The sequence below is a fragment of the Stenotrophomonas sp. ATCM1_4 genome (assembly GCF_004348115.1).
Lineage (GTDB): Bacteria > Pseudomonadota > Gammaproteobacteria > Xanthomonadales > Xanthomonadaceae > Stenotrophomonas > Stenotrophomonas capsici.
Genome location: NZ_QPFB01000001.1, coordinates 1,703,355 through 1,727,355, shown reverse-complemented (window position 1 = coordinate 1,727,355; position 24,001 = coordinate 1,703,355). Strand labels below are relative to the sequence as shown.

The following is a 24,001-nucleotide window of genomic DNA, read 5'->3' as shown; positions in this document are numbered from 1 at the left end:
GCTGGGAATGCCGGGAAACACTGCGGCACATACGCAGCAAGGCACCCTCACAAGCAGTGGCCCCCGTAGGAGCGGCCTTGGGCGCGAAGCCGGTACCGCTGAACGGCCATGAGCTTCGCGGCCTGGGCCGTTCCTACCGAGGGCGACGGGTCAGCCGCCGATGGCGGCCTTCAGTTCGGCCAGTTGCTCCTGCAGTTCGGCCACGGTGGCTTCCAGCTGCTGCACGCGGGCTTCCAGCGCGCTGTCGCTGACCGCCGCCGGTGCAGCCTTGTAGGTCTCGGCCAGGGCGTCCAGGTCCAGCGGGCCGCCCATCAGGTGCATGAAGCGGTCCTCGCGCTGGCCACCGGCGCGCGGCAACTGCACGACCAGGCCGCGCTGCTGCAGGCGGTCGAGCTGGTGGCGCAGGTCGGTGGCGTCGGCGAACCGGGCCATGCGCTCGCTGCGGGTGCTCAGTTCACCGACGGTCTGCGGGCCACGCAGCAGCAACAGGCCGAGCAGGGCAACCTGCTGGCGCGGCAGGTCCAGCTTGGTGCCGGCCAGGTGCTCATAGCGCTCGGCACGCGAGGAGAAATGCTGGCGGGCCAGGCCCAGCCCCTCGAGCTGGCGCAGCGCGTGCTGCACCTTGCCCGCGTCCAGGTTCATCACCGGCTCGCGCGCGGTCTTCTGGTTGGCCGCCACCTGGGTGGCGTTGACGGTCAGCGGGTAGGCGTCCGGGGTGGTGGCTTCCTTCTCGATCAGGCAGCCCAGGGTGCGGGCCTGCACGGGGTCGAGGATCGGGAAGCTGGGGGTCTGCGGGCTGTCGTCGGTCATGGTGGGTGTTCCGGTCACGCGGGGGCGCAAGGATAGCCGAGGCGGCAAAACCGGAGTCAGGCCCGGTCCGGCGCGGCTGCCGCCGGGGCGGGCAAACCGGGGAGCCGGTAAACTTGGCCGGTTTTCGCTGATCCCGGTAGTCTTCATGTCCCGATTCCCCGCCCTCGTCCTGCTGGCCGGCACCGCGTTGTCGCTGGCCGCCTGCACCGCCCCTGATCGCCTGCAGCGCCCGTCGGCGCCGGTCGCCCCGGCCGCGGTGGTCCAGGCCCTGGTGGCCAATGACAACCTCAACGCCGTGCTGTGGGTGCAGCGCTCGCAGGAGTACCGCGCCAGCGCCCTGCAGACCTGGAAGCTGGCCGGTGAACAGCTGGACCGCGCCCTGGCCGACCCGACCTGGACCGCGCTGCTGCCGGAGGAAGGGGGCACCCACCAGTCGGCCCGGCTGAAGCCGGCCGTGGTGGTGGACGTGGACGAGACCGTGCTGGACAACTCGCCGTTCCAGGCGCGCCTGGTGCACGACGAAGGCAGCTACAGCGACGCTGGCTGGGCGGCCTGGGTCGACGAGCAGAAGGCCGAGCCGGTGCCGGGCGCGGTGCGGTTCGCACAGCTGGCCGCGTCCAAGGGCGTGACCATGATCTACATCAGCAACCGCACCTCGGCGATGAAGGACGCCACCCTGGCCAACCTGCGCAAGTTGGGCTTCCCGGTGGCCGACGACAGCGTCTACCTGGGCCTGGGCACCGAGGTGCCGGGTTGCCGCCAGGTGGGCAGCGAGAAGGGCTGCCGGCGTCTGCTGGTGGCGCAGCAGTACCGGGTGCTGATGCAGGTCGGCGACCAGTTCACCGATTTCCTGCAGGTCCAGGACAACACCCTGGACGCGCGCGACGCGCTGCTGGACAAGTACCAGGGCTGGATCGGCTCGCGCTGGTGGATCCTGCCCAACCCGACCTACGGCGGCTGGGAAAGCGCCGCGTTCAACAACGCCTGGTCGCTGCCGGCCGAGCAGCGCAACGCCGCCAAGCGCGCCGCGCTGGAGGTGGCCCGATGAGCCGTGCCCCGCTGCCGCTGCGCACCGATGAACGGCTGATCTTCGCGCTGGACGTACCGGGCAAGGTGCAGGCGCTGGAGTGGGTGGAGCGGCTGGGTGATGCGGTGTCCTTCTACAAGATCGGCATGGAACTGCTGGCCTCCGGCGAGTATTTCGACGTGCTTGATGCACTGGCCGCGCGCGACAAGCGCGTGTTCGTCGACCTGAAGTTCTTCGACATCCCGGCCACCATCGCCGGTGTCATCGGCCGCCTGTCGCAGTGGCCGGTCAGCTACTGCACCATCCATGGCTGGCACCCGGAGATGATGGCCGCCGCCGCGGCCGCCAACCGTTCGGACATGCGCCTGCTGGCGGTGACCGTGCTGACCTCGATGGGGCGCCCGGACCTGGCCCAGATGGGCATCGACCGCGAGCCGGTGGACGTGGTGGTCGAGCGCGCGCTGGCCGCCCAGCGCGCCGGCATCGACGGGGTGATCGCCTCCGGCCAGGAAGCTGCGCCGATCCGCGCGGCCACCGGCGCCGGTTTCTCCATCGTCTGCCCGGGCATCCGCCCCGGTGGCCCGGTGGGCGATGACCAGCAGCGCACCGTGGGCGTGGCCCAGGCCTTTGCCGACGGCGCCGATGCCATCGTGGTCGGCCGCCCCATCCGGCTGGCCGCCGATCCGCGTGCCGCGGCCTTGGCGATGCAGCGCGAAATCGCAGATGTATTCAAATAAATCAATAACTTATTTGATGATTAATAAAGTATTGCTTTAACTGAAGTGGGCGCGTAGGCTACGCGTCGTCCGGCCCTGCCGGTCGATGTGTCAAACATGTCTACCGGCTCACGCCGGCTTGAGGAGGTTCGCCACCGGCAACGGGGCGGCCTCTTTTTTTATGTGCGTTTCCAGCGGCGATGCACCGTGCAAGGGCGCCGCTCCGCCCCTGCCTTTGCCGAAGGCACGGGGAGAGCCGGGGAGGGGAGGCTTCTGCCATCAGCGGCACCCCGCCTCCGCTCCAGCCCCATCCACCCAGCCGTGACGGCCGTGCTTGCCGCTGTCACCGGGCAGGCTTCAAGATCAGCCCGCTCACGGGGGAGAGGACCAACGACGCCATGCAACGCCGTTCTTTACGTACCTGCCAGCAGCTCGCGTTCCTGTCCGTCTGCGCGGTGGCGCTGCTGGGGGCTGCCTGCAAGCGCGACAGCGCGCCGCTGCCCGGTGCGGCCACCGAGCCGGCGGCCACCGTGCGCCAGCTCGCCCAGTACCTGCATGACAACGACCTGCCCGGCTACGCCAGGGCCTCGGTCACCCCGGCCCAGTACGCCGCGCTGGAAACCGCCTGGGCGCAGGGGCACAGCCGTTGGCCACTGACCGACCTGCCGCTGGACGAGAAGCTGCCCGACCTGCTCGGGGCCCTGTCCGAACCCGGTGCCGAGCAGAAGCTGCAGCGCGCCTTCCGCGCGCAGTTCGAGGGCCAGGCCGCCAGCGTCCGCCAGGCCGCGCATTCACTGGGCCTGTTCGGGGTGCAGTACATCACCCACCAGGGCGACTACACCCCGGCCGAGCGGGATCACTACGTGCAGCTGGTCAACGTGCTCAGCGGCTGGGCGCAATCGGCACCGCTGTCCGATGCCAAGCTGGCGCGGACCAACATCGGCACGCTGACCACCGCCGCGCGCGCCACCGGGCTGGGCAGCGCGCAAGCCTTCCAGGACGCCGGCATGAGCGGCAGCCTGCAGCGGCTGGTGCCGTTCGCGGCGGCGCTCAAGCAGGTGCTGGCCAGCTACGGGCTGGCCCTGGACGAAAGCGTGGCGCAGATGCGTACCGGCCTGGTCTCGCAGGACGGCGACAACGCGCTGGTCCGCGTGCAGTACCCGCTGGCCGGCAAGGACGTGGACCTGCAGGTCGCGCTGGTGCGCCGCGACGGGCATTGGTACCTGGCCCGTACCGTGGCCGAAGCCGACCAGGTGATCGCCGCGGCCCAGGCCGCCGAACAGGCCCGGGTGGAAGCCGCACAGGCCGCCGCGACCGCAACGGACCCGGCCACGGCGCCGGGCAGCGATCGGCCAGACACCGCCAAAACGGCGGCTAAGCCATAATGGTCCAGATGTCGAAACAGAAATCCCAACCCGAACAGGGCGACCTGCTTCCGCCGGACGATGCCCACGCGGCGCCGCCCGCCCCGCCTGCCGCCATCGTGCCGGGCACCCCCAGCCGTGCCGTACCCGCCCGGCCCGCCGGCCGTCGCCCGCTCTGGGCGCGCCTGCTGGGCAAGCTGGTCGAGCCCTGGCTGGGCCTGAAGATCGAACCCGAACAGGCCGGCGAGTACGACGACGGCCGCCCGGTGGTCTACGTGCTGGAGGACTACGGCCTGTCCAACGCGCTGATCCTGGACAAGGCCTGCCGCGACGCCGGCTTGCCTTCGCCGCTGGTGCCGCTGGCCGGTGACCTGCTCGGCCGCAAGCGTGCCTACGTGGCGCTGTCGCGGCGTTCCAGCAACAACGCGCTGATCCCCGAGCAGCGCGGTGCCAAGACCCACTCCGATTCGCTGGCCAAGCTGCTGCAGGCGCACCGCGCCAACCCGGCGCTGGACGTGCACCTGGTGCCGGTGTCGATCTTCGTCGGCCGCGCGCCGGACAAGCAGAGCGGCTGGTTCGCGGTGCTGTTCTCGGAAAACTGGGCGCTGGTCGGCCGCTTCCGCCGCCTGCTGGCGGTGCTGCTGAACGGCCGCGACACCATCGTCCGCTTCGCCCCGCCGGTATCGCTGCGCGAAACCGTGGACGAAGGGCTGGAGCCCGAGCGCACCGTGCGCAAGCTGCAGCGCGTGCTGCGCACGCACTTCCGCCGCATCCGTGAATCGATCATCGGCCCGGACCTGTCCACCCGCCGCCTGCTGGTGGACAAGGTGCTGGCCGCCGACCCGGTGCGCGAAGCCATCGCCGCCCAGGCCAAGCGCGACAACTCCAAGACCACCGACGCCTGGAAGAAGGCACAGGGCTACGCCTGGGAGATCGCCGCCGACTACTCCACCCCGGTGGTGCGTTCGGCCAGCTTCATGCTCAGCCACGTGTGGAACCGCATCTACGCCGGCGTGCTGGTGCACCACCTGGACAAGTTCAAGGAAGCCGCGCCCGGGCACGAGATCGTCTACGTGCCCAGCCACCGCAGCCACATGGACTACCTGCTGCTGAGCTACCTGCTGTACGACCGCGGCATCGTGCCGCCGCACATCGTGGCCGGCATCAACCTCAACCTGCCGGTGGTCGGCACGCTGCTGCGCAAGGGCGGCGCGTTCTTCATCCGCCGCTCGATCAAGGGCAACGCGCTGTACTCGGCCGTGCTCAGCGAATACGTCGCCCAGCTGGTGGCCGGCGGCTATTCAATCGAGTACTTCGTCGAGGGCGGGCGCTCGCGTACCGGCCGCCTGCTGCAACCCAAGGGCGGCATGATCTCGATGACGCTGCGTGCCTTCCTGCGCCAGCCGCGCAAGCCGGTGCTGTTCCAGCCCATCTACATCGGCTATGAAAAGCTGATGGAGGGCGGCAGCTACCTGGACGAGCTGTCCGGCCGGCCGAAGGAGAAGGAATCGATCTGGGCGCTGCTGTGGGGCATCCCCAAGGTGCTCAAGCAGAACTTCGGCCAGGTGGTGGTGAACTTCGGCGAGCCGATCGCGCTGAACGACGTGCTGGCGCAGAAGGCACCGGACTGGAACGGCCAGCCGGTCGGCGAGGACGAGAAGCCGAGCTGGCTGTCCAGCGCGGTCGATACCCTGGCCGAGCAGATCCAGGTGCGCATCAACGGCGCCGCCGACGTCAACCCGATCAACCTGCTGGCGCTGGCGCTGCTGTCCACGCCCAAGCACGCGATGGGCGAGGCCGACCTGATCGCGCAGATCGAGCTGAGCAAGAAGCTGCTGGTCGAGATGCCGTACTCCGACCGCGTCACGGTCACCCCGCACTCGCCCGAGCGCATCATCGCCCATGCCGAGGAAATCAACGTCCTCACCCGCATCAAGCACCCGCTGGGCGACGTGCTGAGCGTGAGCGGCGACACCGCGGTGCTGCTGAGCTACTTCCGCAACAACGTGCTGCATCTGTTCACCGCCTCCTCGTGGGTGGCCTGCTGCTTCCAGAACAACCGCCGCATGAGCCGTGGCGGCCTGCTGCGGTTGGGCCGCGGGCTGTATCCGTTCCTGCAGGCCGAGCTGTTCCTGCCGTGGAGCGAGGACGAGTTCGCCGCGCGCATCGACCAGACCATCAGCGTGTTCGTGCGCGAGGGCCTGCTGCAGCACGTGGGCGAGGACGACGGCGGCATGCTGGCGCGCAGCACCGGCCAGACCGACGAGGTGTTCCGCCTGCGTGCGATCGGCCATTCGCTGCAACAGGCGTTCGAGCGTTACTACATCGCCATCGCGGTGCTGGTGAAGAACGGCCCCGGCACGCTTGGCGCCGCCGAGCTGGAGAGCCTGTGCCAGCAGGCCGCGCAGCGCCTGAGCCTGTTGTACGCACCGGCCGCGCCGGAGTTCTTCGACAAGTCGTTGTTCCGTGGCTTCATCCAGAAGATGCGCGAACTGCGCCTGGTGTGGCCGGACGAAAACAGCAAGCTGCTGTTCGACGAGCGCCTGGACGCCTGGGCCAAGGACGCCAAGTTCATCCTCGGCCGCGAGCTGCGCCACACCATCGAACGGGTCAGCCCGGAAGCGGTGAAGCCGGAAGCCCCGGTCGGCAAATGAGCCGCCGGTGCATCCACGCGTTCGTGGGTGTGCCGCTTTTCGCGGCGCTGTTGCCATTGTTGCCTGCGCTGCAGGCAGCAACGCAGGCGGGGCGCTGTGCTGAGGACGAACTGCCCGGCCGCTTCACCGGTGCGCCGCTGCGGTTGTGCGTGGCCGGCGAAGGCGAACAGCGCCATTACGTGTTGTCCATCGCCGGCGTCGAGCGCCTGCAGGCGGACATCGCCAGCGTGCGCAGCGGCGCGGTCGCCGACTGGGCCGGGCACGCGCTGGGCCTGCAGTGCAGCGAAGACGGCCTGACCTGCGAGATCCGCGTGGACGAGCGCGATGCCTGGAAAGGACAGCTGCCGGAGCACCCCGGAGTGCCGGTCGCCGATTGACGCCGGCCGTGCGGGAGCGCCGACATCATCGCCGGTGATGCATATGCTTGGGTGGCGCGGAGTGACGGGGGGCAGGCCTACGCCGGCTCGTCCGGGATCAACATGCTTTCCAGCTTGGTGATGCAGTCCTTGAGCTGCAGCTTGCGCCGCTTCAGCCGTTTGGCCTCCAGCTCGTCGTCCGGGTTGGCGGCAAGGCGGGTGATGCGATCGTCCAGGCTGCGGTGTTCACTCCGCAGGACGGCGATGCGCTGGCTGATCTCGGCGGGCGTCATGGTCTCCACGGGGGCTGAGCATAACCGGTTGCCGTGTCCGGTGAGGAGGGGCGCCGCCGAGCCGGTAGAATGCCGGCAATGAGTGCCGTCATCCCCCTGCCCGATCCCGCCCCGCGTGCCCGCGACCCGCGCCTGGCCGAACGTGAACACCACAAGCTGGCCAAGCGCCTGCGCCGCCAGGTGGGCCAGGCCATCGCCGATTTCGGCATGATCGAGGCCGGCGACAAGGTGATGGTCTGCCTGTCCGGCGGCAAGGACAGCTACACCCTGCTGGACATCCTGCTGCAGCTGCAGAAGAAGGCGCCGGTGCCGTTCGAGCTGGTCGCGGTGAACCTGGACCAGAAGCAGCCGGGCTTTCCCGAGCACGTGCTGCCGGAGTACCTGGCCGGCCTCGGCGTGGCGTACCACATCATCGAGCAGGACACCTATTCGGTGGTCAGCCGGGTGATCCCGGAAGGCAAGACCATGTGTTCGCTGTGCTCGCGCATGCGTCGTGGCGCGCTGTACAACTACGCCGAGGCGAACGGCTTCACCAAGATCGCGCTGGGCCACCACCGCGACGACATCGTGGCCACGTTCTTCATGAACCTGTTCAATCATGCCAAGGCCGCCGGCATGCCGCCCAAGCTGCTCAGCGATGACGGCAAGCACGTGGTGATCCGGCCGCTGGCCTACGTGCGCGAAAGCGACATCATCGACTACGCCGTGGCACGGCAGTTCCCGATCATCCCGTGCAACCTGTGCGGCAGCCAGGAGAACCTGCAGCGCAAGCAGGTCGGGCTGATGATGAAACAATGGGAGAAGGACCACCCCGGCCGCATCGAGCAGATCGCGCGCGCGCTGGGCGATGTCCGGCCCTCGCAGCTGGCCGACCCGCGGCTGTTCGACTTCATGGCGCTGGGGCGCCGCGACGAAGCCCCGCTGCCGGACGCGCATGCGTGGCTTGCCGGCGGCGAGCAGGGTCCGGAGCCCGCGGACCCCTGATCCCCTGATGCCCCGCAGGTCGGGCCTGGTCCGGCCCCGCCGCCGTCTGTTGCATTCCCGTTTTCCCTCTTTCCTTTTCCGGCTTCCAATTCATGTTTTTCAAGAACCTGACGCTGTTCCGCTTCCCCACTTCCATTGATTTCTCCGAAGTCGACACGCTGTTGCCGCACGTGGTGCTCAAGCCGGTCGGCGCGCTGGAAATGACCTCGCGCGGCTTCATCTCGCCGTTCGGCCGCGACGAGAAGAACGTGTTCTCGCACCGCATCGGCGACGCGCTGTGGCTGACCGTTGGCGGCGAGGAGAAGATCCTGCCGAGCGTGGTGGTCAACGACCTGCTGGCCCGCAAGCTGGAGGAAATCGAGGAGAAGGAAGGCCGCAAGCCCGGTGGCCGCGAGCGCAAGCGCATGAAGGACGACCTGCTGCACGAGCTGCTGCCGCGTGCCTTCGTCAAGAGCTCGCGCACCGATGCCTTGCTGGACCTGGAGCACGGCTACGTCGCGGTGGACAGCTCCAGCCGCAAGACCGGCGAGAACGTGATGAGCGACATCCGCGGCATGCTCGGCAGCTTCCCGGCGATGCCGCTGAACGCCGAAGTGGCGCCGCGTTCGATCCTGACCGCGTGGATCGCCGGTGAGCCGCTGCCCGAGGGCCTGAGCCTGGGCGAAGAGTGCGAGATGAAGGACCCGGTGGAGGGGGGCGCGGTGGTCAAGTGCCAGCACCAGGAACTGCGCTGCGACGAGATCGACAAGCACCTGGACGCCGGCAAGCAGGTCACCAAGCTGGCGCTGGTGTTCGAGGACAACCTGTCCTTCGTGCTCGGCGACGACCTGATCGTGCGCAAGCTCAAGTTCCTGGACGGTGCGCTGGACCAGCTCGAGCACATCGACGAGGACGGCCGCCGGGCCGAGCTGGATGCGCGCTTCGCGCTGCAGAGCGGTGAAATCCGCCGCCTGTTCCTGCTGCTGGAAAAGGCGTTCAAGCTGAGCAAGGCCGACAGCTGAACCGGAACCGGCGTCGTCCCGGCGCGGTAACCCGGCCGGGTCTATGCTGTGGCCATGGCCCGCCTGCTTCGCCGTCTGATCGCCCCCACCGCGCCGGGTATCCAGCGCGACACGGTGCGCCTGCGCCTGGATGACGCGGCCGAGATCGAGGTGCTGCGCGTGCGCGACCCGCGTGCGCGCCGGCTCAAGCTCAGCGTGGATGAACGTGGCGCGCGCTTGACCTTGCCCACGCGCGCGAGCCTGGTCTCCGGCGAGCGTTTCCTGCAGGCCAACCGGCAATGGCTGCAGCAGCAGTTGGCGCGTTTCAGCGACGATGGCCTGCTGGCGCCGCCACTGTTGCTGCGCGAGCCCGGCGTGCTGCCGCTGCGTGGTGCATTGCTGCCGGTGCATTGGGAAGACGGGCGCTTCACCCGTATCGAAGTGGACGAGGCCGGGGCGCATATCCAGCTGTCCGCGCGTGCCGGGGAAGCGGCCTTGCGTCGTGCATTGCGCGAGTTCTACGAAGCCCAGACCCGCGCCGACGTCGGCCAGTGGCTGCCGAAGTACCTGCCGGGGCTGGCGCGCGCGCCGGCACGGCTGCGGCTGAAGGTGATGTCCTCGCAATGGGGCTCGCTGGCGCCGGACGGTTCGATGGCGCTGGACCTGGCGCTGGTGCTGGGCCGGCCCTCGGCCTTCGAGTACGTGCTGGTGCACGAGCTCTGCCACCTGCTTCAGGCCAACCACTCGCCGGCGTTCTGGGCCGAGGTCCAGGCGCGCTTCCCGTACTGGGAACAGGAACGTGATTACCTGCGGCTGGAAGGGCGGCGCTTGAAGGGCACGCTGCACCAGTTGCTGCAGGTGCGGGCGTAGGGGCGAAGACGAAGGGCTTACCCCTCCCCAACCCTCCCCTGCTGCGCAAGGGAGGGGGCAAAAGCGGCATGGCTGCCATCCGACACATCGCGTGAACCGTCCCCTCCCTTTGCCGTAGGCAAGGGGAGGGCTGGGGAGGGGTGCTTCCGGGCTTGCCCGATAAAGCCAAGCGCCAGGACGCCATGCCTCGCCCCAGTGGCTGGACCGGCGCGCGTCAGCCGATCCGTCGCCGCGACGACCGCTCGCGCACGTCATTGGCACCGGCATAACGGAACACCGACACCGCGCCGGCCAATGCCTCGGCCTGCTGCTCCATCGAACGCGCCGCCGCGCTGGCTTCCTCCACCAGCGCCGCGTTCTGCTGGGTGGTCTCGTCCATCTGGGTCACGGTGTGGTTGACCTGTTCGATGCCCACGCTCTGCTCCTGCGATGCGGCGGCGATGCGCGCCATCAGGTCGGTGACCTCCTTCACCGCGGTGACGATCTCGTCCATCGTGCTGCCGGCCTGGGTGACCAGGCGGGCGCCGTCGTCCACCTTGCCCATCGAATCCTCGATCAGGCCCTTGATCTCGCGCGCGGCGGTGGCCGAGCGCTGTGCCAGCGAGCGCACCTCCGAAGCGACCACGGCGAAACCACGGCCCTGGTCGCCGGCGCGCGCCGCTTCCACCGCGGCGTTCAGCGCCAGGATGTTGGTCTGGAAGGCAATGCCGTCGATCACCGAGATGATCTCGGCGATCCGATGCGAAGCCTGCTCGATGGCCTGCATGGTGCTGACCACCTGGCCGACCACCTGGCCGCCGCGCTCGGCCACGCCGGCCGCGCCGATCGCCAGCCGGTTGGCATCGCGGGCGGATTCGGCGTTCTCGCGCACGGTCGAGGTCAGCTCCTCCATCGAGGCGGCGGTTTCCTCCAGGCTGGCCGCCTGTTGCTCGGTGCGCCGGGACAGGTCGTCGTTGCCGCTGGCGATCTCGCCGGCGGCGACGGTGATGGCCTGCGAGCAGTGCTTGATCTGGTCGATGATCGCCGCCAGCCGCTCGGCGGTCAGGTTGGCATCGTTCTTCATCGCCTCGAAGTCACCGGCATGCTCGCCGGTGATGCGGTGGTCCAGGTCGCCTTCGGCCAGGGCGGCCAGCATCGCGCGGACCTGGCCGGTGGTGCCGGCCAGCGTGTCCAGCAGCTGGTTGATGCCCAGCGTCAGGGTCTGGATGAAGCCGGCCTCGGCCACCGGCTGCAGGCGCTTGCCCAGGTCGCCGGCGTTGGCCGCGGCGACGATGCCGGCCACGCTGTTCTCCAGCTGCAGCTCCTGGGTGCGGTCGTGCCACTCCACCGCGAAGCCGCTGCGGCTGCCGTCGGCGTTGAACACCGGCGTGACCACCTGGCTGAAATGCACGCCGCCGATCTGGATGCGGCCGTTGTGGGGCTGCCGCAGCTGGTCGAGGATGCCGCGGATGCGCGCCGGGTTGGCGTGGAAGCGGTGGATGCTGCTGCCCACCAGCGTGTCCACGTCGAAATCCGGGAAGGCCTTGCGCAGGGTGTCCTGCTGGTTGCGCAGCAGCGCCACCACCGAGCGGTTCACGTAGCGGATGATGTGGTCGTTGTCGGCGATCATCATGCCGGTGCGCGAGGTGTCCAGCGACGCGCGGATCTGCGCGTTCTCCTGGTGCATGGCCTGCTCCTGCTGCCAGCGCTGCTGCACGCGTGCCTGCAGCGCCGCCACGCTGGCGGCCAGCGTGCGTGTGGTGCCAATGCCAGTGCCGTCGCCGGCAACCGCATCCAGCTGCGCGCGCAGGCTGGCTGGTGTATCGCCCAGGGCCCGCAGCGGGCGCAGCAAGGTGACCGTCAGCAACGGCAACCCGCACAGGCAGAGCACCAGCAGCAGCCATTGCCGCGACCACGCCGCGATCGCGACGGTGGCCACGCACAGGACCAGCGCCGCCAACAGCGTGCCGCGCTGGCCTGCCCAGGCCAGCTGCAGTGCGGACGGATCGGGGGGCTGGGCGACGGGGTGGGGACGTGGATGCATGGCAACTCCGGGTCAGGCAATCGGGGGAAGGACGACGGGATGGACGATCACAGCGGCCGTTGCCGGCCCGCACGCGCAGGCGCGCGGCCGGCGTGGCCGGCAGCGGTGCGCGGGAGGATCCGGCCCGGGAACAGGGGGCCGCGGCGGGAAAGGCGGGAAAGCATGCTGCGATCGGACGCGCAGGGCCCATCGCGGGCCTGCGTTACTTCATTCCCTGTAACGGTCGTAACCCCGTTAGCGGCGGCGCCACGGGCCTCTGAACCAGACCAAGGCCGTATTGCGGTGCCGGGATTCAGCTGGCGTCGGGCAAACCGGCGATGAAGCGCTCGATGATCGCCGCCACCGCGGCCGGCTGGTCCATGTGCACGTGGTGGTGGCCAGGCAGGCTGTGCAGGCGACCGTCGGGCAACAGCGCGGCGCGCTGGCTGCGCTGCGGTTCGGGGAAGTAGTCCTGCGCCGGCGTGGCATAGATCACCTGCACCGGGCAGCTGATGGCGCTGACCACGTCCCGTACCTGGTCCTCGGTCATGCGCACGGCGGTGGGCAGCATCAGGCGCGGGTCGCTGCGCCAGCTCCAGCCGCCATCGACCGGCTTGACCCCGCGCTCGACCAGCAGCCGCGCCGAGGTCTCGCTGAGCTGGTTGACCATCATCCGCGCCCGCACCGGCGTGGCCAGGTCGGGGAACACGCGCAGCTGTTTGTCATCGAGCCTGGACGCGGCGGTGACGAAGGTGCGCAGGCGCTGCACGGTCTCGGTGGCCGGCGCGGCCAACCCGCCCAGTGCCTCGATCGATACCAGCGCCTGCACGCGCTCACCGGCCACCGCCGCGACCAGACTGGCGATGGCCGCGCCCATCGAGTGGCCGAGCAGCACGCAACGGTCCCAGCCCAACGCATCGGCGATGGCCAGGGTGTGCACGATGGCCTGCGGCGTGGTGTACGGCGTGGTCAGCGGCAGGTGCTCGCTGAAGCCGTGGCCGGGCAGGTCGATCATCACCAGGTCCAGCGTCGGCAGGTGGGCGGCCAGGGGCAGGAAGCTGGCGGCGTTGTCGAGCCAGCCATGCAGGGCCAGCACCTTCAGCCCGCCCGGGGTGCCGCTGCGCAGGCCGGCCAGGCGTTGCCCGTCGACCCGCAGTTCGAACGCGGTGGCACTCATGCCGTCTGCGCCGTGGCCAGTGCCGCCAGGGCACGGGCATGGGCGGCACTGTCGTTGAGGCAGGGGATGTAGCGCATGGTCGCGCCGCGTTCGGCCAGGGTGGCGGTGAAGCCGAGCGCGACTTCCTCCAGCGTTTCCAGGCAGTCGGTGGCGAAGCCCGGGCAGACCACGTCGATCTGGCGGACGCCGCGCTCGGCCATGGCCCACAGGGTGGGCTCGGCATACGGCTGCAGCCAGCGTTCGCGGCCGAAGCGTGACTGGTAGGCCAGCGTCCAGGCCTCGTCGGACAGGCCCAGCGCGGCGGCGATGGCACGGGCGCTGGCTTCGCAGCGCTGCGGGTAGGGGTCGCCGGCGTCGGCCAGGCGCTGCGGGATGCCGTGGAAGGAGAACACCAGCTTTTCGGCGCGGCCGTGCTGCTGCCAGTAGGCGGTGATGGACGCGGCCACGGCGGCGACCCATTGCGGGTCTTCGGCGTAGTCGCGGACCAGTTGCACCTTCACCTTCGGGTGGCGCTGCTGCCACTGCAGCACCACGTCTTCGACCGAGGCGGTGGTGGTGGTGGAGTACTGCGGGTACAGCGGCAGCACCACGATGCGGCGCGCGCCTTCGGCGGCCAGCGCATCCAGTGCCGGACGCAGCGCCGGGTTGCCGTAGCGCATCGCATCGCGCACGCGCCAGTCCGGCAGCAGCTGCTGGATGCCCTGCGCCAAACGGCGGGTATGCACGGCCAGCGGCGAACCTTCCGGCAGCCATACCTGCGCGTACTTGTGCGCCGAACGGCCCCCGCGCAGCGGCAGGATCAGGCCATGCAGCAGCGGCTTCCACAGCAGGGGGGGAATGGACACCACGCGCCGGTCACCGAGGAACTCGGCCAGGTAACGGCGCACCGCCGGCGCGGTAGGGGTGTCGGGCGTGCCTAGGTTGACCGCGAGCAACGCGGTGGTGGGGGCGTTGGACATCCGGGTATTTTCGCAGGTCTTGGGCGGTTGGGGACGACGCGCGGTGGCCGGGGAGGGTTGGGAGGGGGAAACCGTGGCATCGGCTTGCACGCACCCGCCACAGGCTTCCGCTCACCACCGATTCATCCCGCCGCGCCTAATTTCAGGCACTTGCGTTATCTTTCTGTGCACCGACCTACGGAGTTCACCATGCGCCGCCTGCCGTGCCTCGCCCTGTTGCTGTCCGCCAGCCTCCTGTCCGCCAACGCCGTTGCCGGCCCACAGGAAGACCAGCGCGCACGCAATGCCGTGCGCGTGCTCAGTGAAATCCAGGACATCCCCGAACAGGCGATCCCGGACAAGCTGCTCGACGAAGGTCGCGCGATCATCGTCATCCCCGACACGATCAAGGCCGGCCTGGTGCTGGGTGGCCGTCGTGGCCACGGCCTGATGTCGGTCAAGACGCCCGATGGCAGCTGGTCCAACCCGGTGTTCATCAAGCTCACCGGCGGCAGCATCGGCTTCCAGGCCGGCGTGCAGTCCTCCGACGTGATCCTGGTGTTCCGCAACGACCGCAGCCTGGACAACATCGTCAACGGCAAGTTCACCCTCGGCGCCGACGCCGGCGTGGCCGCCGGCCCGGTCGGCCGCAATGCCGCCGCCGCCACCGATGGCCAGCTCAAGGCCGAGATCTGGTCGTGGTCGCGCGCGCGCGGCCTGTTCGCGGGTGTGGCGCTGGATGGCGCGGCGCTGCAGATCGACGATGCCGCCAACCTCGATGCCTACGGGCAGGGCACCACCCCGCGCATGATCATCGAAGGCCGCTTGGCCAGCGCGCCGTCCAGCGACGTGGTCGCCTTCCGCGACCGGCTGGAGGAATCCACCTATGCCGCCCGCGAAAAGCGCGGCACCCAGGGCACGGTGGCACCGGTGGCGTCCACCGCGCCGCGCGCCGATGCGGTCAGCGTGCCGGCACCGGTCGCAGCGGGCAGCGATACCGCCACCACCGCCCCGATCCAGCCGGCACCGGCTCAAACCGCGCCGCAGCAGGGCTTCCAGCCGGTGAATGAGGGCGAGATCCGCACCGAATCGCTGGACGGTGGCAACTGACCTTCGGCATAGCGATCGGGTCATGCCCGGTGCGCTATGCTCAACAACCTTCCACACATAACGCGAGCGGATCATGGGCAGTTTCAGCATCTGGCACTGGTTGGTCGTGCTGGTCATCGTCCTGCTGGTGTTCGGCACCAAGCGGCTGACGAGCGGCGCCAAGGATCTGGGCAGCGCGGTCAAGGAATTCAAGAAAGGCATGCGCGAGGAGGACAAGCCCGCCGCACAGCTGGGCGATGACTCGCGCAAGGCCGAGAAGAGCGCCGAAACGCAGGCCGAGCACGACCGCGAAGCGCGCTGATCCGGAGTTCCGGGCGTGTTCGATATCGGTTTTGGCGAGCTGTTGCTGATCGCCGTGGTGGCCCTGGTGGTGCTCGGTCCCGAGCGCTTGCCCAAGGCCGCGCGGTTCGCTGGGCTGTGGGTGCGCCGCGCCCGCAACCAGTGGGATTCGGTCAAGCAGGAGCTCGAGCGCGAACTGCACGCCGAGGAACTCAAGCGCAACCTGCAGGACGTGCGGCAGTCGATGCAGCAGGCCGAGAGCGGGCTGCGCGATCAGGCCCGACAGGTGCAGGACGGCGCCGATGCGCTCGGCCGCGAGGTCGAACAGGTGCCAGGTACGGAAACGGAAACGTTCATCGAGCCGCGGCCGGTCACGCCGCGCCCGGTTGCCGCAGAAACCACCGCTGAAGCACCGGCGCAGGAACCGGCCGACCGTGCCCTGACGCAGGAAGGCCCGGCGTCGCCCGCGCAGGAGCCGTCGCGATGAGCGGGGCCGACTTCAACGAAAGCCCCCTGATCGAGCACCTGATCGAGCTGCGCGCGCGGCTGGTGCGCGGCCTGCTGGGGTTGGGCGTGGTGCTGCTGGCGCTGCTGCCGTTCTCGCGCACGTTGTACAGCCACCTGGCCACGCCGCTGATCTCGCAGCTGCCGGCCGGGCAGACGATGATCGCCACCAACCCGGCCGGCGCCTTCTTCGCGCCGCTGAAGCTGACCTTCTTCACCGCGGTGTTCGTGGCCGTGCCGTGGCTGCTCTACCAGGCCTGGGCGTTCGTGGCCCCGGGCCTGTACGCCCGCGAAAAGCGGCTGGCGGTGCCGCTGCTGGCCTCGGCGGTGGCACTGTTCTACATCGGCTGCGCCTTCGCCTATTTCCTGGTGCTGCCGGCGGTGTTCCACTTCCTGACCACGTTCCGCCCGGAAGTCATCGCCATCACCCCCGATGCCAATGCCTACCTGGACTTCGTGCTGGCGATCTTCTTCGCCTTCGGGGCCAGCTTCGAGCTGCCGGTGGCGATGGTGATCCTGGTGCTGCTGGGCTGGGTGACCCCGCAGCAGCTGCGCGAAGGGCGCGGTTACGCGGTGGTCGGCATCTTCGTGCTGGCCGCGATCCTGACCCCGCCGGATGTGGTGTCGCAGCTGATGCTGGCCATCCCGATGTGCTTCCTCTACGAGCTGGGCATCCATGCCGCGCGCTGGCTGCAGCCACGTGACCAGGACAGCAAGCGCGCGGCCTCCTAAGTCCTGCCTCACCGCGCTGGCACAGGTTCTGAGATACCTTTCCCGATGAATACAGGCCAGGTCCGGTTACAGTGGCCGGGACGGCGCCGGGGGAATTGAGAGTGACGGACAAAAAAGAAAGCTGGATCAATAACTTGCCGCTACTCGGGAAGATGGTCGCGGCGTTTGCGCTGGTGTTCCTGTGTTTCCTCGTCGCCGGTGGCATCAGCTACCGGACCGCCAGCGAGGATGACTTGGCGCGGAAACGTGAAAGCCAGCAGATCGAGGTCATCCGCCACGTCGAGGACGCCATGCAGGCGGTGCGCCTGCAGCAGCTGGCCCTGCGCAACTACCTGCTGGGGCAGGGCGAGGACGAGCGGGTCGCGCTGCGCGAGCAGGGGGACCGGCGCGACGCGGCGCTGGAGGCGGCCAGCAAGGCCGGCAACGCCGCGCACGTGGAGCAGATCCGCACTGCGACCCAGGCCGCCAACAACTGGGACCAGATGGTGGAGTCGGTGCTGGCCGAGCCGGCCACCGGTGCGGACGCCTTCGAACAGGCGCGGCGCAAGCTGGAGCGGGTCAACACCGGGCAGGCCAATGCGCTGGTGGTGATGCTGGGCAACATCTACGACAGCGAGATCCGCACGCTGCTGGCCGAGCGCGAGGAGATGAGCAAGTGGATCGACCGCGCGCAGAAGGTATCGCTGCTGCTGCTGGTGATCGGCTTCGCGGTGATCGTCGGCACGCTGTGGATGATCGCGCGGGTGGTGGTCGCCCCGATCAACAGCCTGACCGGCAAGATGACGCGGCTGGCCGACGACGACCTGGAGGTGGAGATCGGCGGGCTGGAGCGGGGCGACGAAATCGGCGCCATCGCCCGCGCGCTGGAGGTGTTCCGGCGCAATTCGGTGGCCTCGCGCGATGCCAACTGGGTCAAGCTCAGCGTGGGCGAGGTCGGCGCCGAGCTGCAGGCCATGCAGGAGGCCGAGACCTACGGCCAGGCGCTGGTGTCGCAGATCGCGCCGCGCATCGACGCGCCGATCGGCGTGTTCTTCCTCTGGGACGAGGACGAACAGGAACTGCGCCTGCAGGGCAGCTATGGCTTCCAGCGGCGCAAGCACCTGGGCCTGCGGTATGCCATGGGCGATGGCCTGATCGGCCAGGCCGCGCTGGAGCGCAAGCGCATCAGCGTGCAGCAGGTGCCGGATGATTTCTTCGGCGTGCATTCGGCGCTGGGCGAAGCGCAGCCGCGCCAGCTGGTGGCGGTGCCGCTGCTGTTGCAGGGGCGCCTGCTCGGCGTGCTGGAGTTCGGCACCTTCGGCCAGTTCACGCACACCCAGGAAGCCTTCCTGGACGCGGTGCTGCCGCAGGCGGCGCTCGGCCTGGAGAACATCCGCGCCTCCGAGCGCACCCGCACCCTGCTCGAACGCACCCGCGCCCAGGCCGAGGAACTGCAGCGCTCGCAGGTGGCCCTGCAGGCCCAGGAAGAGGAACTGCGCGCCACCAACGAGGAACTGCAGGGCAAGACCGTCGAGCTGGAGGAGCAGGCACAGCGCCTGTCCGCCTCGGAGGAGGAGCTGCGCGTGCAGGCCGAGGAACTGCAGGCCTCCAACGAAGAGCTGCGGCAGAAGACCGAGGTGCTCAACGAGCAGAAGGACGTGCTGCAGGTGCTGCAGCGCGAGACCGAGTTCAAGGCGCAGGAACTGGCACGCGCCAGCCAGTACAAGACCGACTTCCTGGCCAACATGTCGCACGAGCTGCGCACCCCGCTCAACAGCCTGCTGATCCTGTCCAAGGAGCTGGCCGAGAACGAGAGCGGCCATCTGGACGTGGAGGAGGTGGAGGCCGCCGCGGTCATCCACGACTCCGGCTCCAACCTGCTGCGCCTGATCAACGACATCCTGGACCTGTCCAAGATCGAAGCCGGCAAGATGGACGTGCACCGCGAGGAGGTGCGCATCGAGGGCGTCACCCGCGAGGTGCTGCGCCATTTCCGCCACATGGCGGTGGAGAACCGGCTCGAATTCGCCATCGACCTGGACCCGTCGGTGCCGGAAGTGCTGGTCACCGACCGCTCCAAGTTGCAGCAGGTGCTCAACAACCTGCTCGGCAACGCCTTCAAGTTCACCCGCGAGGGCAAGGTGACGCTGCGCCTGGCGCTGGCCGACCACGCGATGCTGACCCGCATCGGCGTGGCCGCCGGCGAGCAGTACATGGCGCTGTCGGTGCAGGACACCGGCATCGGCATTCCGCCGGAGCGCCTGGATTCGATCTTCGAGGCCTTCGAGCAGGTCGACTCGAGCACCAGCCGCCATTACGGTGGCAGCGGCCTGGGCCTGGCCATCGCCCGCCGCCTGGCGCAGCTGCTCGGCGGCCACCTGGTGGTGGAGAGCGAGCCGGACAAGGGCAGCTGCTTCACCCTGGTGCTGCCGCTGCTGTCGGCCGCGGTCAGCAGCACCGCCGCCACCGGCGACGCGGCGCCGGCACCGCTCGAGCGACGCCCGGCGGCGACGCCGGCGCGTGCGGCCACCGCGCAGCTGATCGACTGGATCCCGGACGACCGCCACAACATCGCCGCCGGCGAGACGGTGATCCTCACCGTCGAGGATGACCCGGCGTTCGCGCGGATCCTGGTCGACCTGATCCGCCGCAAGGGCCACCGCGCGCTGGCCGCCGCCGACGGCGAGAGCGGCCTGGAGCTGGCCCGTCGCTACCGTCCCACCGGCATCCTGCTGGACGTGATGCTGCCGGGCATGGACGGCTGGTCGGTGCTGCAGCACCTCAAGCACGACCCGGTCACCGCGGCGATCCCGGTCCACTTCATCTCGGCCGTGGACGAAGCGGCCAAGGGCGTGGCGCTGGGCGCGGTCGGCTACCTGACCAAGCCGGTGGACCGCCCGGCGCTGATCGCCGCCTTCGACCACCTGCTCGACGTGGCCGGCAAGATCGTGCGCAAGCTGCTGCTGGTCGATGACGATGCCGATTCACGGCTGGCGCTGACCCGCCTGCTGCAGGCCGACAACGTCGAGATCGACCAGGTGGCCTCCGGCGAGGAAGCGCTGGAGCGCATCGCCACCCACAGCTACGACTGCATCGTGCTGGACCTCAACCTGGGCGGGATCTCGGGCGTGGAATTCCTGGAGAAGGCCGCCACCCTGGTGGCGGTGCCGCCGGTGGTGATCTATTCCGGCCAGGACCTCAGCCGCGAGGAAAGCCTGAAGCTGCGCCAGTACACCGACAGCATCGTCATCAAGGGCCAGCGCTCGCCCGAGCGCCTGCTCGACGAGGTGAGCCTGTTCCTGCACAGCATTGGTTCGCGCGGCGCCAACGCCACCCCTTCGGACGACCAGAACCTGGGCGGCCGCCAGGTGCTGCTGGTCGACGACGACATGCGCAACCTGTTCGCCCTGTCCAAGTCGCTGCGCGCGCGCGGCATGAACGTGATCATGGCCCAGGACGGCTACAAGGCGCTGCAGCAGCTGCAGGAAAACCCGTCCATCGAGCTGGTGCTGATGGACATCATGATGCCGGGCATGGACGGCTACGAGACCACCCGCGAGATCCGCAAGCGGCCGGAATGGGCCAACCTGCCGATCATCGCGGTCACCGCCAAGGCGATGCACGGTGACCGCGACAAGTGCCTGGATGCCGGTGCCAACGATTACCTGACCAAGCCGGTGGACCTGGACAAGCTGTTGTCGATGATGCGCGTATGGCTGCAAAAGTAGGCCCCGATGCTCCCCTTGCCAGTCGCGATGAGATCGACGACATCGAAGTCGATGCCTTCATCCAGGCGATGGCGCGGCGGCACGGCTACGATTTCTCCGGTTACGCCCCGGCTTCGCTGAAGCGCCGGGTGCAGGCGCTGGTGCAGACGCTGGAGATGCCGCACATCGGCGAGTTGACCGCGCGCGTGCTGCGCGACGACGAGATGGTCTCGCAGGTGATCTCGCGCCTGTCGGTGCCGGTGTCGGAGATGTTCCGCAACCCGGCGGTGTTCCGGAAGCTGCGCGACGAAGTGTTCCCGGTGCTGGCCTCCTACCCGCAGATCAACATCTGGCAGGCCGGCTGCGCGCACGGGCAGGAGGTGTACTCGCTGGCCATCCTGCTCAAGGAGGCCGGGCTGTACGACCGTTGCCAGATCTACGCCACCGATTTCAGCGACGAGGCGCTGGCGCGCGCGCAGGAGGGCATCTTCCCGATCCGCGACGCACGCCTGTACTCGGAGAACTACCTGGCCGCCGGTGGCCGGCAGACGCTGTCGGACTACTACCACGCCCGCTACGACTTCATGAAGCTCGACGCGCGGCTGCGCGAGCGGGTCACCTTCGCCAACCACAACCTGGTCTGCGACGGGGTGTTCTGCGAGGCGCAGCTGATCCTGTGCCGCAACGTGCTGATCTATTTCTCCGACGCCCTGCAGGACCGGGTGCTGGGGCTGTTCCGCAGCAGCCTCAGCCGCGGCGGGTTCCTGTGCCTGGGCAACCGCGAGTCGATCCGGTTCGCGCCCAGCGCCCGCGACTTCGTGCCGCTGGACGCCGAGCTGCGGCTCTACCGCAATGCCGGGGGCACGCTGTGAACCGCCCCGCCGGCCCGCAGCCGCAGGCCGTGGTGGTGGGCTGCTCGGCGGGCGGGCTGCAGGCCCTGCACGTCCTGCTGGGCGGGCTGTCCGGGCCGCTGCCGGTGCCGATGGTGGTGGTCTGCCACAGCGGTTCGGAGGACATGCGGCTGTTCTGTGAACTGCTCGCCGGCCGCAGCGGCCAGACCGTGGTGGAGGCCGAGGAACGCCAACAGCCCCGGCCCGGCACGGTTTATGTCGCGCCCTCGGGCTATCATCTGCTGCTGGAACGTGACGGCCGTTTCGCTTTGAGTGTCGATCCGAGGGTGTCGTTCTCCCGCCCCTCCATCGATGTCCTGTTCGAATCTGCTGCCGGCGTCTGGCGTGAACACCTGCTTGCCGTGCTGCTCACCGGGGCCAATTCCGATGGCGCCGAGGGCTGCCTGCGCGTCCGCGGCCAAGGCGGTACGGTGATCGTGCAGGATCCACATACCGCGCAGGTACCGGTGATGCCGGCCGCCGCGCTGGAACTGGCGGGGGCCGACCATTGCCTGCCGCTGCCCGGAATTCCCAAATTGCTGGAAACCCTATGTTCGTGACCAAGCCGCCTGCCCCGCAGCGCCCGAAGATCCTGGCGGTGGATGACAACCCCGCCAACCTGCTGGTGATCCGCCGCGTGCTGGCCAAGCTGGACGTGGACGTGATCGAGGCGTCCTCCGGCAACGAAGCACTCAAGGCCACGCTGGACGACGAGTTCGCGCTGGTGCTGCTGGACGTCTACATGCCGGACATCAACGGCTTCGAAGTGGCCGAGATCCTGTCCCAGGAGGAGACCACCCGGCAGACCCCGATCATCTTCGTCACCGCCACCTACGCCGATGACGTGCACCGCCTCAAGGGCTACGGCTTCGGCGCGGTGGACTACATGGCCAAGCCGCTGGAGGCGACCATCCTGTTGTCCAAGGTGCAGGTGTTCCTGGAGCTGTACCGGCACCGGGTGGCGTTGCGCGATGCCCTGAGCGAGCTGTCCGAGCGCAACCGGCAGCTGGAGATCGAGGTCGAGCAGCGCAAGCAGATGGAGCAGGAGATGCGCCACCTGGCCATGCACGACATGCTCACTGGCCTGCCCAACCGCGCGTTGTTCATGGACCGCCTGGAGAGCGCACACCACCGCGCCTCGCGCCACAACGGCATGTTCGCGCTGGTCTACGTGGACGTGGACCGTTTCAAGGACGTCAACGACACCTGGGGCCATGGCGCCGGCGACGCGATGCTGGTGGAGCTGGCCGCGCGCCTGCGCGGCACGCTGCGCGAGAACGACACCGTGGCCCGCCTCGGCGGCGACGAGTTCGCGCTGGTGCTGGAGGAACTGGACGACATCAGCGACGCGCACCGCCTGCTCGAACGGCTGGGCAAGGCGCTGGAGGTGCCGATGTGCTATCGCCTGCGGGATGGCGAGGACGTGGCCCTGACCATTGCCGCCAGCATCGGGCTGGCCGCCTACCCGGCCGATGGCGCGGAGGTGAATGCCCTGCTGCATGCCGCCGACCAGGCCATGTACCTGACCAAGCGCAGCCGCGACACGGCGTGATCGTGCCGGGCCGGGGTTCCCCCGGCGCCGCCGATGCCTCCCGCCGTTGCCGGGCCGGGAGGCGGGTCCAAACTCAGGCCTCGAACACGTGGCCGCTGGACGGCGGCGGCGTGCTGCCGGCATCGGCCGGGGCCAGCATCTGCTTCCAGGCGGCGTAGACCGCGCCGGCGAACACCGGCATCAGCACCGCCATCAACAACAGCTGGGCCACGGCCATCGCCGCGGCCTGGCCGGCGATCAGGCCGATGACCAGCGCCACGATCATCACCGCGAAATAGATCGCGAAGATGGCGATGAAGGCCAGCACGAAGAACACCAGCATCGCCGGCAGGTTGTGGATGCTGGCGCGCAGGCTCTGGCGCAGTGCATGCACGCCGGTGGCGCGCTGGAACATCACCTGCGGCGGCATCACGAACAGGGCCAGGGTCAACGCGGCGAAGGTGGCCAGCATCAGCAGCAGCCACAACAGGATGCGACCGGCCGGCAAGGTGGCGACCAGCGCCTCGATCTGCGCCGGGTCCGGCTGCGTGCCGGACTGGCTGAGCTCGTTGAGCTTGAGCATCACCTCGGACAGGTGCTGGAAGCCGGACGGTCCGCCGACCAGCACCAGCAGCAGTGTGCCCAGCAGCAACGCGCCCACCAGCTGCGGCAGCAGGGCGACCAGCAGGTGCGGCGCGCGGCCTTCCTGCACGCCCTGCAGCAGGTGTGCCGGACGGGCCGGGCGGCCCTGGTCGACTTCGCGCACGGCCCACAGCAGGCCGCCCATGAACAACGGGCCGGCCAGCAGCAGCAGGAACTGCAGCAGCGTGCCCAGCGCGGGCACCAGCAGCGACAGCGACAGCACCAGCGAGGTCCCCAGACCCCACAGGATGCCCAGCGAGCCCAGCGCCAGCGGCGCGCGCTTGAGCAGGCCAAAGCCGGTCAGCAGCCATTCCGCGCCGGCGGAGGCCGACACCTTGCGAATCTCGCTCATTGCAGTTCCGAAACAGGGGGGAGCGTCGGTCATGCCGACGTATGCGGATTATCGCTTGAAACGTGTCGTGGCGTTATGAGCGGATGGGACGGTGCGGCGCCGGA

At 69.1% G+C, this 24,001-nt stretch carries 22 protein-coding genes; 16 read left to right on the top strand and 6 right to left on the bottom strand.

Annotated features, from left to right (window positions below):
• Nucleotides 1-150: 150 nt before the first annotated feature.
• The gene (locus tag ATCM_RS08010; RefSeq protein ID WP_132864013.1) at nt 151-810 is read right to left on the bottom strand and encodes a DUF480 domain-containing protein; all 660 of its coding nucleotides are present in this window, start codon (nt 808-810) and stop codon (nt 151-153) included.
• 145 nt (nt 811-955) lie between these two features.
• Between ATCM_RS08010 and ATCM_RS08005 the strand changes: the two genes are divergently transcribed.
• The 5 genes from ATCM_RS08005 (at nt 956) to ATCM_RS07985 (ending at nt 6,948) form a co-directional block, all read left to right on the top strand.
• Complete coding sequence (locus tag ATCM_RS08005; protein WP_132864011.1) at nt 956-1,858, top strand: HAD family acid phosphatase; 903 nt, start codon at nt 956-958, stop codon at nt 1,856-1,858.
• Nucleotides 1,855-2,574, top strand: a complete 720-nt coding sequence (gene pyrF, locus ATCM_RS08000) for an orotidine-5'-phosphate decarboxylase (protein WP_132864010.1) — start codon at nt 1,855-1,857, stop codon at nt 2,572-2,574. Before ATCM_RS08005 ends, pyrF begins: the two co-directional genes overlap by 4 nt.
• A gap of 377 nt (nt 2,575-2,951) precedes the next feature.
• Nucleotides 2,952-3,938 carry a hypothetical protein gene (locus ATCM_RS07995; RefSeq protein ID WP_132864009.1) on the top strand — a complete coding sequence of 329 codons (987 nt, stop codon included), beginning with the start codon at nt 2,952-2,954 and terminating at the stop codon, nt 3,936-3,938.
• 8 nt (nt 3,939-3,946) lie between these two features.
• Nucleotides 3,947-6,571, top strand: coding sequence for a glycerol-3-phosphate 1-O-acyltransferase PlsB (plsB, locus tag ATCM_RS07990; RefSeq protein WP_132864007.1), 2,625 nt, complete (start codon nt 3,947-3,949; stop codon nt 6,569-6,571).
• Entirely contained in the window at nt 6,568-6,948 is a 381-nt protein-coding gene (locus tag ATCM_RS07985) for a hypothetical protein (protein ID WP_132864006.1), read from the top strand. Before plsB ends, ATCM_RS07985 begins: the two co-directional genes overlap by 4 nt.
• 77 nt (nt 6,949-7,025) lie before the next feature.
• On the opposite strand, the gene ATCM_RS07980 is transcribed toward ATCM_RS07985, so the two are convergent.
• A complete protein-coding gene (locus ATCM_RS07980) occupies nt 7,026-7,229 on the bottom strand; it encodes a YdcH family protein (protein ID WP_165931154.1) in 204 nt (67 codons plus the stop codon).
• Between the two features lie 69 nt (nt 7,230-7,298).
• On the opposite strand from ATCM_RS07980, the gene ttcA reads away from it, so the two are divergent.
• From ttcA to ATCM_RS07965, 3 genes are all read left to right on the top strand, one after another.
• Nucleotides 7,299-8,204 carry a tRNA 2-thiocytidine(32) synthetase TtcA gene (gene ttcA, locus ATCM_RS07975; protein WP_207911795.1) on the top strand — a complete coding sequence of 302 codons (906 nt, stop codon included), beginning with the start codon at nt 7,299-7,301 and terminating at the stop codon, nt 8,202-8,204.
• 92 nt (nt 8,205-8,296) lie between these two features.
• Entirely contained in the window at nt 8,297-9,205 is a 909-nt protein-coding gene (locus ATCM_RS07970) for a recombination-associated protein RdgC (RefSeq protein WP_132864001.1), read from the top strand.
• A gap of 54 nt (nt 9,206-9,259) precedes the next feature.
• Nucleotides 9,260-10,054, top strand: a complete 795-nt coding sequence (locus ATCM_RS07965; protein WP_132864000.1) for a SprT family zinc-dependent metalloprotease — start codon at nt 9,260-9,262, stop codon at nt 10,052-10,054.
• Between the two features lie 214 nt (nt 10,055-10,268).
• On the opposite strand, the gene ATCM_RS07960 is transcribed toward ATCM_RS07965, so the two are convergent.
• The 3 genes from ATCM_RS07960 to hemH form a co-directional block, all read right to left on the bottom strand.
• Nucleotides 10,269-12,077: a methyl-accepting chemotaxis protein gene (locus ATCM_RS07960; protein WP_132863998.1), complete on the bottom strand. Its 1,809-nt coding sequence runs from the start codon at nt 12,075-12,077 to the stop codon at nt 10,269-10,271.
• Nucleotides 12,078-12,369: 292 nt separating this feature from the next.
• Nucleotides 12,370-13,233 (bottom strand): alpha/beta hydrolase, encoded by an 864-nt coding sequence (locus ATCM_RS07955; RefSeq protein ID WP_132863997.1) that lies wholly within the window; start codon nt 13,231-13,233, stop codon nt 12,370-12,372.
• Nucleotides 13,230-14,192: a ferrochelatase gene (gene hemH / locus ATCM_RS07950; RefSeq protein WP_132863995.1), complete on the bottom strand. Its 963-nt coding sequence runs from the start codon at nt 14,190-14,192 to the stop codon at nt 13,230-13,232. Before hemH ends, ATCM_RS07955 begins: the two co-directional genes overlap by 4 nt.
• A 189-nt stretch (nt 14,193-14,381) precedes the next feature.
• Here hemH and ATCM_RS07945 point away from each other — a divergent pair, with 189 nt between their 5' ends.
• The 8 genes from ATCM_RS07945 (at nt 14,382) to ATCM_RS07910 (ending at nt 22,924) form a co-directional block, all read left to right on the top strand.
• Nucleotides 14,382-15,281 (top strand): YSC84-related protein, encoded by a 900-nt coding sequence (locus tag ATCM_RS07945; RefSeq protein ID WP_132863993.1) that lies wholly within the window; start codon nt 14,382-14,384, stop codon nt 15,279-15,281.
• Nucleotides 15,282-15,354: 73 nt separating this feature from the next.
• On the top strand, nt 15,355-15,582 hold the full coding sequence (tatA, locus tag ATCM_RS07940) for a Sec-independent protein translocase subunit TatA (RefSeq protein ID WP_132863992.1): 228 nt from the start codon (nt 15,355-15,357) through the stop codon (nt 15,580-15,582).
• Between the two features lie 15 nt (nt 15,583-15,597).
• Nucleotides 15,598-16,047 (top strand): Sec-independent protein translocase protein TatB, encoded by a 450-nt coding sequence (gene tatB, locus ATCM_RS07935; protein WP_132863991.1) that lies wholly within the window; start codon nt 15,598-15,600, stop codon nt 16,045-16,047.
• On the top strand, nt 16,044-16,796 hold the full coding sequence (gene tatC / locus ATCM_RS07930; protein WP_132863989.1) for a twin-arginine translocase subunit TatC: 753 nt from the start codon (nt 16,044-16,046) through the stop codon (nt 16,794-16,796). The genes tatB and tatC overlap by 4 nt, the downstream gene beginning before the upstream one ends.
• A 101-nt stretch (nt 16,797-16,897) precedes the next feature.
• Nucleotides 16,898-20,503: a response regulator gene (locus tag ATCM_RS07925; RefSeq protein ID WP_132863988.1), complete on the top strand. Its 3,606-nt coding sequence runs from the start codon at nt 16,898-16,900 to the stop codon at nt 20,501-20,503.
• Nucleotides 20,488-21,354, top strand: a complete 867-nt coding sequence (locus ATCM_RS07920) for a CheR family methyltransferase (RefSeq protein ID WP_132863987.1) — start codon at nt 20,488-20,490, stop codon at nt 21,352-21,354. Before ATCM_RS07925 ends, ATCM_RS07920 begins: the two co-directional genes overlap by 16 nt.
• On the top strand, nt 21,351-21,932 hold the full coding sequence (locus ATCM_RS07915; RefSeq protein WP_132863985.1) for a chemotaxis protein CheB: 582 nt from the start codon (nt 21,351-21,353) through the stop codon (nt 21,930-21,932). Before ATCM_RS07920 ends, ATCM_RS07915 begins: the two co-directional genes overlap by 4 nt.
• Nucleotides 21,929-22,924, top strand: coding sequence for a diguanylate cyclase (locus ATCM_RS07910; protein WP_243693976.1), 996 nt, complete (start codon nt 21,929-21,931; stop codon nt 22,922-22,924). Before ATCM_RS07915 ends, ATCM_RS07910 begins: the two co-directional genes overlap by 4 nt.
• Before the next feature lie 73 nt (nt 22,925-22,997).
• Here the strand turns inward: ATCM_RS07910 and ATCM_RS07905 are convergent, their stop codons facing one another.
• Nucleotides 22,998-23,897: a BPSS1780 family membrane protein gene (locus tag ATCM_RS07905; protein ID WP_132863982.1), complete on the bottom strand. Its 900-nt coding sequence runs from the start codon at nt 23,895-23,897 to the stop codon at nt 22,998-23,000.
• Nucleotides 23,898-24,001: the final 104 nt, after the last annotated feature.

What these genes read in the sequence shown, in the direction of transcription:
- ATCM_RS08010 (WP_132864013.1), bottom strand. Translation starts at nt 810, where the DNA reads ATGACCGACGACAGCCCGCAGACCCCCAGCTTCCCGATCCTCGACCCC.
- ATCM_RS08005 (WP_132864011.1), top strand. Translation starts at nt 956, where the DNA reads ATGTCCCGATTCCCCGCCCTCGTCCTGCTGGCCGGCACCGCGTTGTCG.
- pyrF (WP_132864010.1), top strand. Translation starts at nt 1,855, where the DNA reads ATGAGCCGTGCCCCGCTGCCGCTGCGCACCGATGAACGGCTGATCTTC.
- ATCM_RS07995 (WP_132864009.1), top strand. Translation starts at nt 2,952, where the DNA reads ATGCAACGCCGTTCTTTACGTACCTGCCAGCAGCTCGCGTTCCTGTCC.
- plsB (WP_132864007.1), top strand. Translation starts at nt 3,947, where the DNA reads ATGTCGAAACAGAAATCCCAACCCGAACAGGGCGACCTGCTTCCGCCG.
- ATCM_RS07985 (WP_132864006.1), top strand. Translation starts at nt 6,568, where the DNA reads ATGAGCCGCCGGTGCATCCACGCGTTCGTGGGTGTGCCGCTTTTCGCG.
- ttcA (WP_207911795.1), top strand. Translation starts at nt 7,299, where the DNA reads ATGAGTGCCGTCATCCCCCTGCCCGATCCCGCCCCGCGTGCCCGCGAC.
- ATCM_RS07970 (WP_132864001.1), top strand. Translation starts at nt 8,297, where the DNA reads ATGTTTTTCAAGAACCTGACGCTGTTCCGCTTCCCCACTTCCATTGAT.
- ATCM_RS07965 (WP_132864000.1), top strand. Translation starts at nt 9,260, where the DNA reads ATGGCCCGCCTGCTTCGCCGTCTGATCGCCCCCACCGCGCCGGGTATC.
- ATCM_RS07960 (WP_132863998.1), bottom strand. Translation starts at nt 12,077, where the DNA reads ATGCATCCACGTCCCCACCCCGTCGCCCAGCCCCCCGATCCGTCCGCA.
- ATCM_RS07955 (WP_132863997.1), bottom strand. Translation starts at nt 13,233, where the DNA reads ATGAGTGCCACCGCGTTCGAACTGCGGGTCGACGGGCAACGCCTGGCC.
- hemH (WP_132863995.1), bottom strand. Translation starts at nt 14,192, where the DNA reads ATGTCCAACGCCCCCACCACCGCGTTGCTCGCGGTCAACCTAGGCACG.
- ATCM_RS07945 (WP_132863993.1), top strand. Translation starts at nt 14,382, where the DNA reads ATGCGCCGCCTGCCGTGCCTCGCCCTGTTGCTGTCCGCCAGCCTCCTG.
- tatA (WP_132863992.1), top strand. Translation starts at nt 15,355, where the DNA reads ATGGGCAGTTTCAGCATCTGGCACTGGTTGGTCGTGCTGGTCATCGTC.
- tatC (WP_132863989.1), top strand. Translation starts at nt 16,044, where the DNA reads ATGAGCGGGGCCGACTTCAACGAAAGCCCCCTGATCGAGCACCTGATC.
- ATCM_RS07920 (WP_132863987.1), top strand. Translation starts at nt 20,488, where the DNA reads ATGGCTGCAAAAGTAGGCCCCGATGCTCCCCTTGCCAGTCGCGATGAG.
- ATCM_RS07905 (WP_132863982.1), bottom strand. Translation starts at nt 23,897, where the DNA reads ATGAGCGAGATTCGCAAGGTGTCGGCCTCCGCCGGCGCGGAATGGCTG.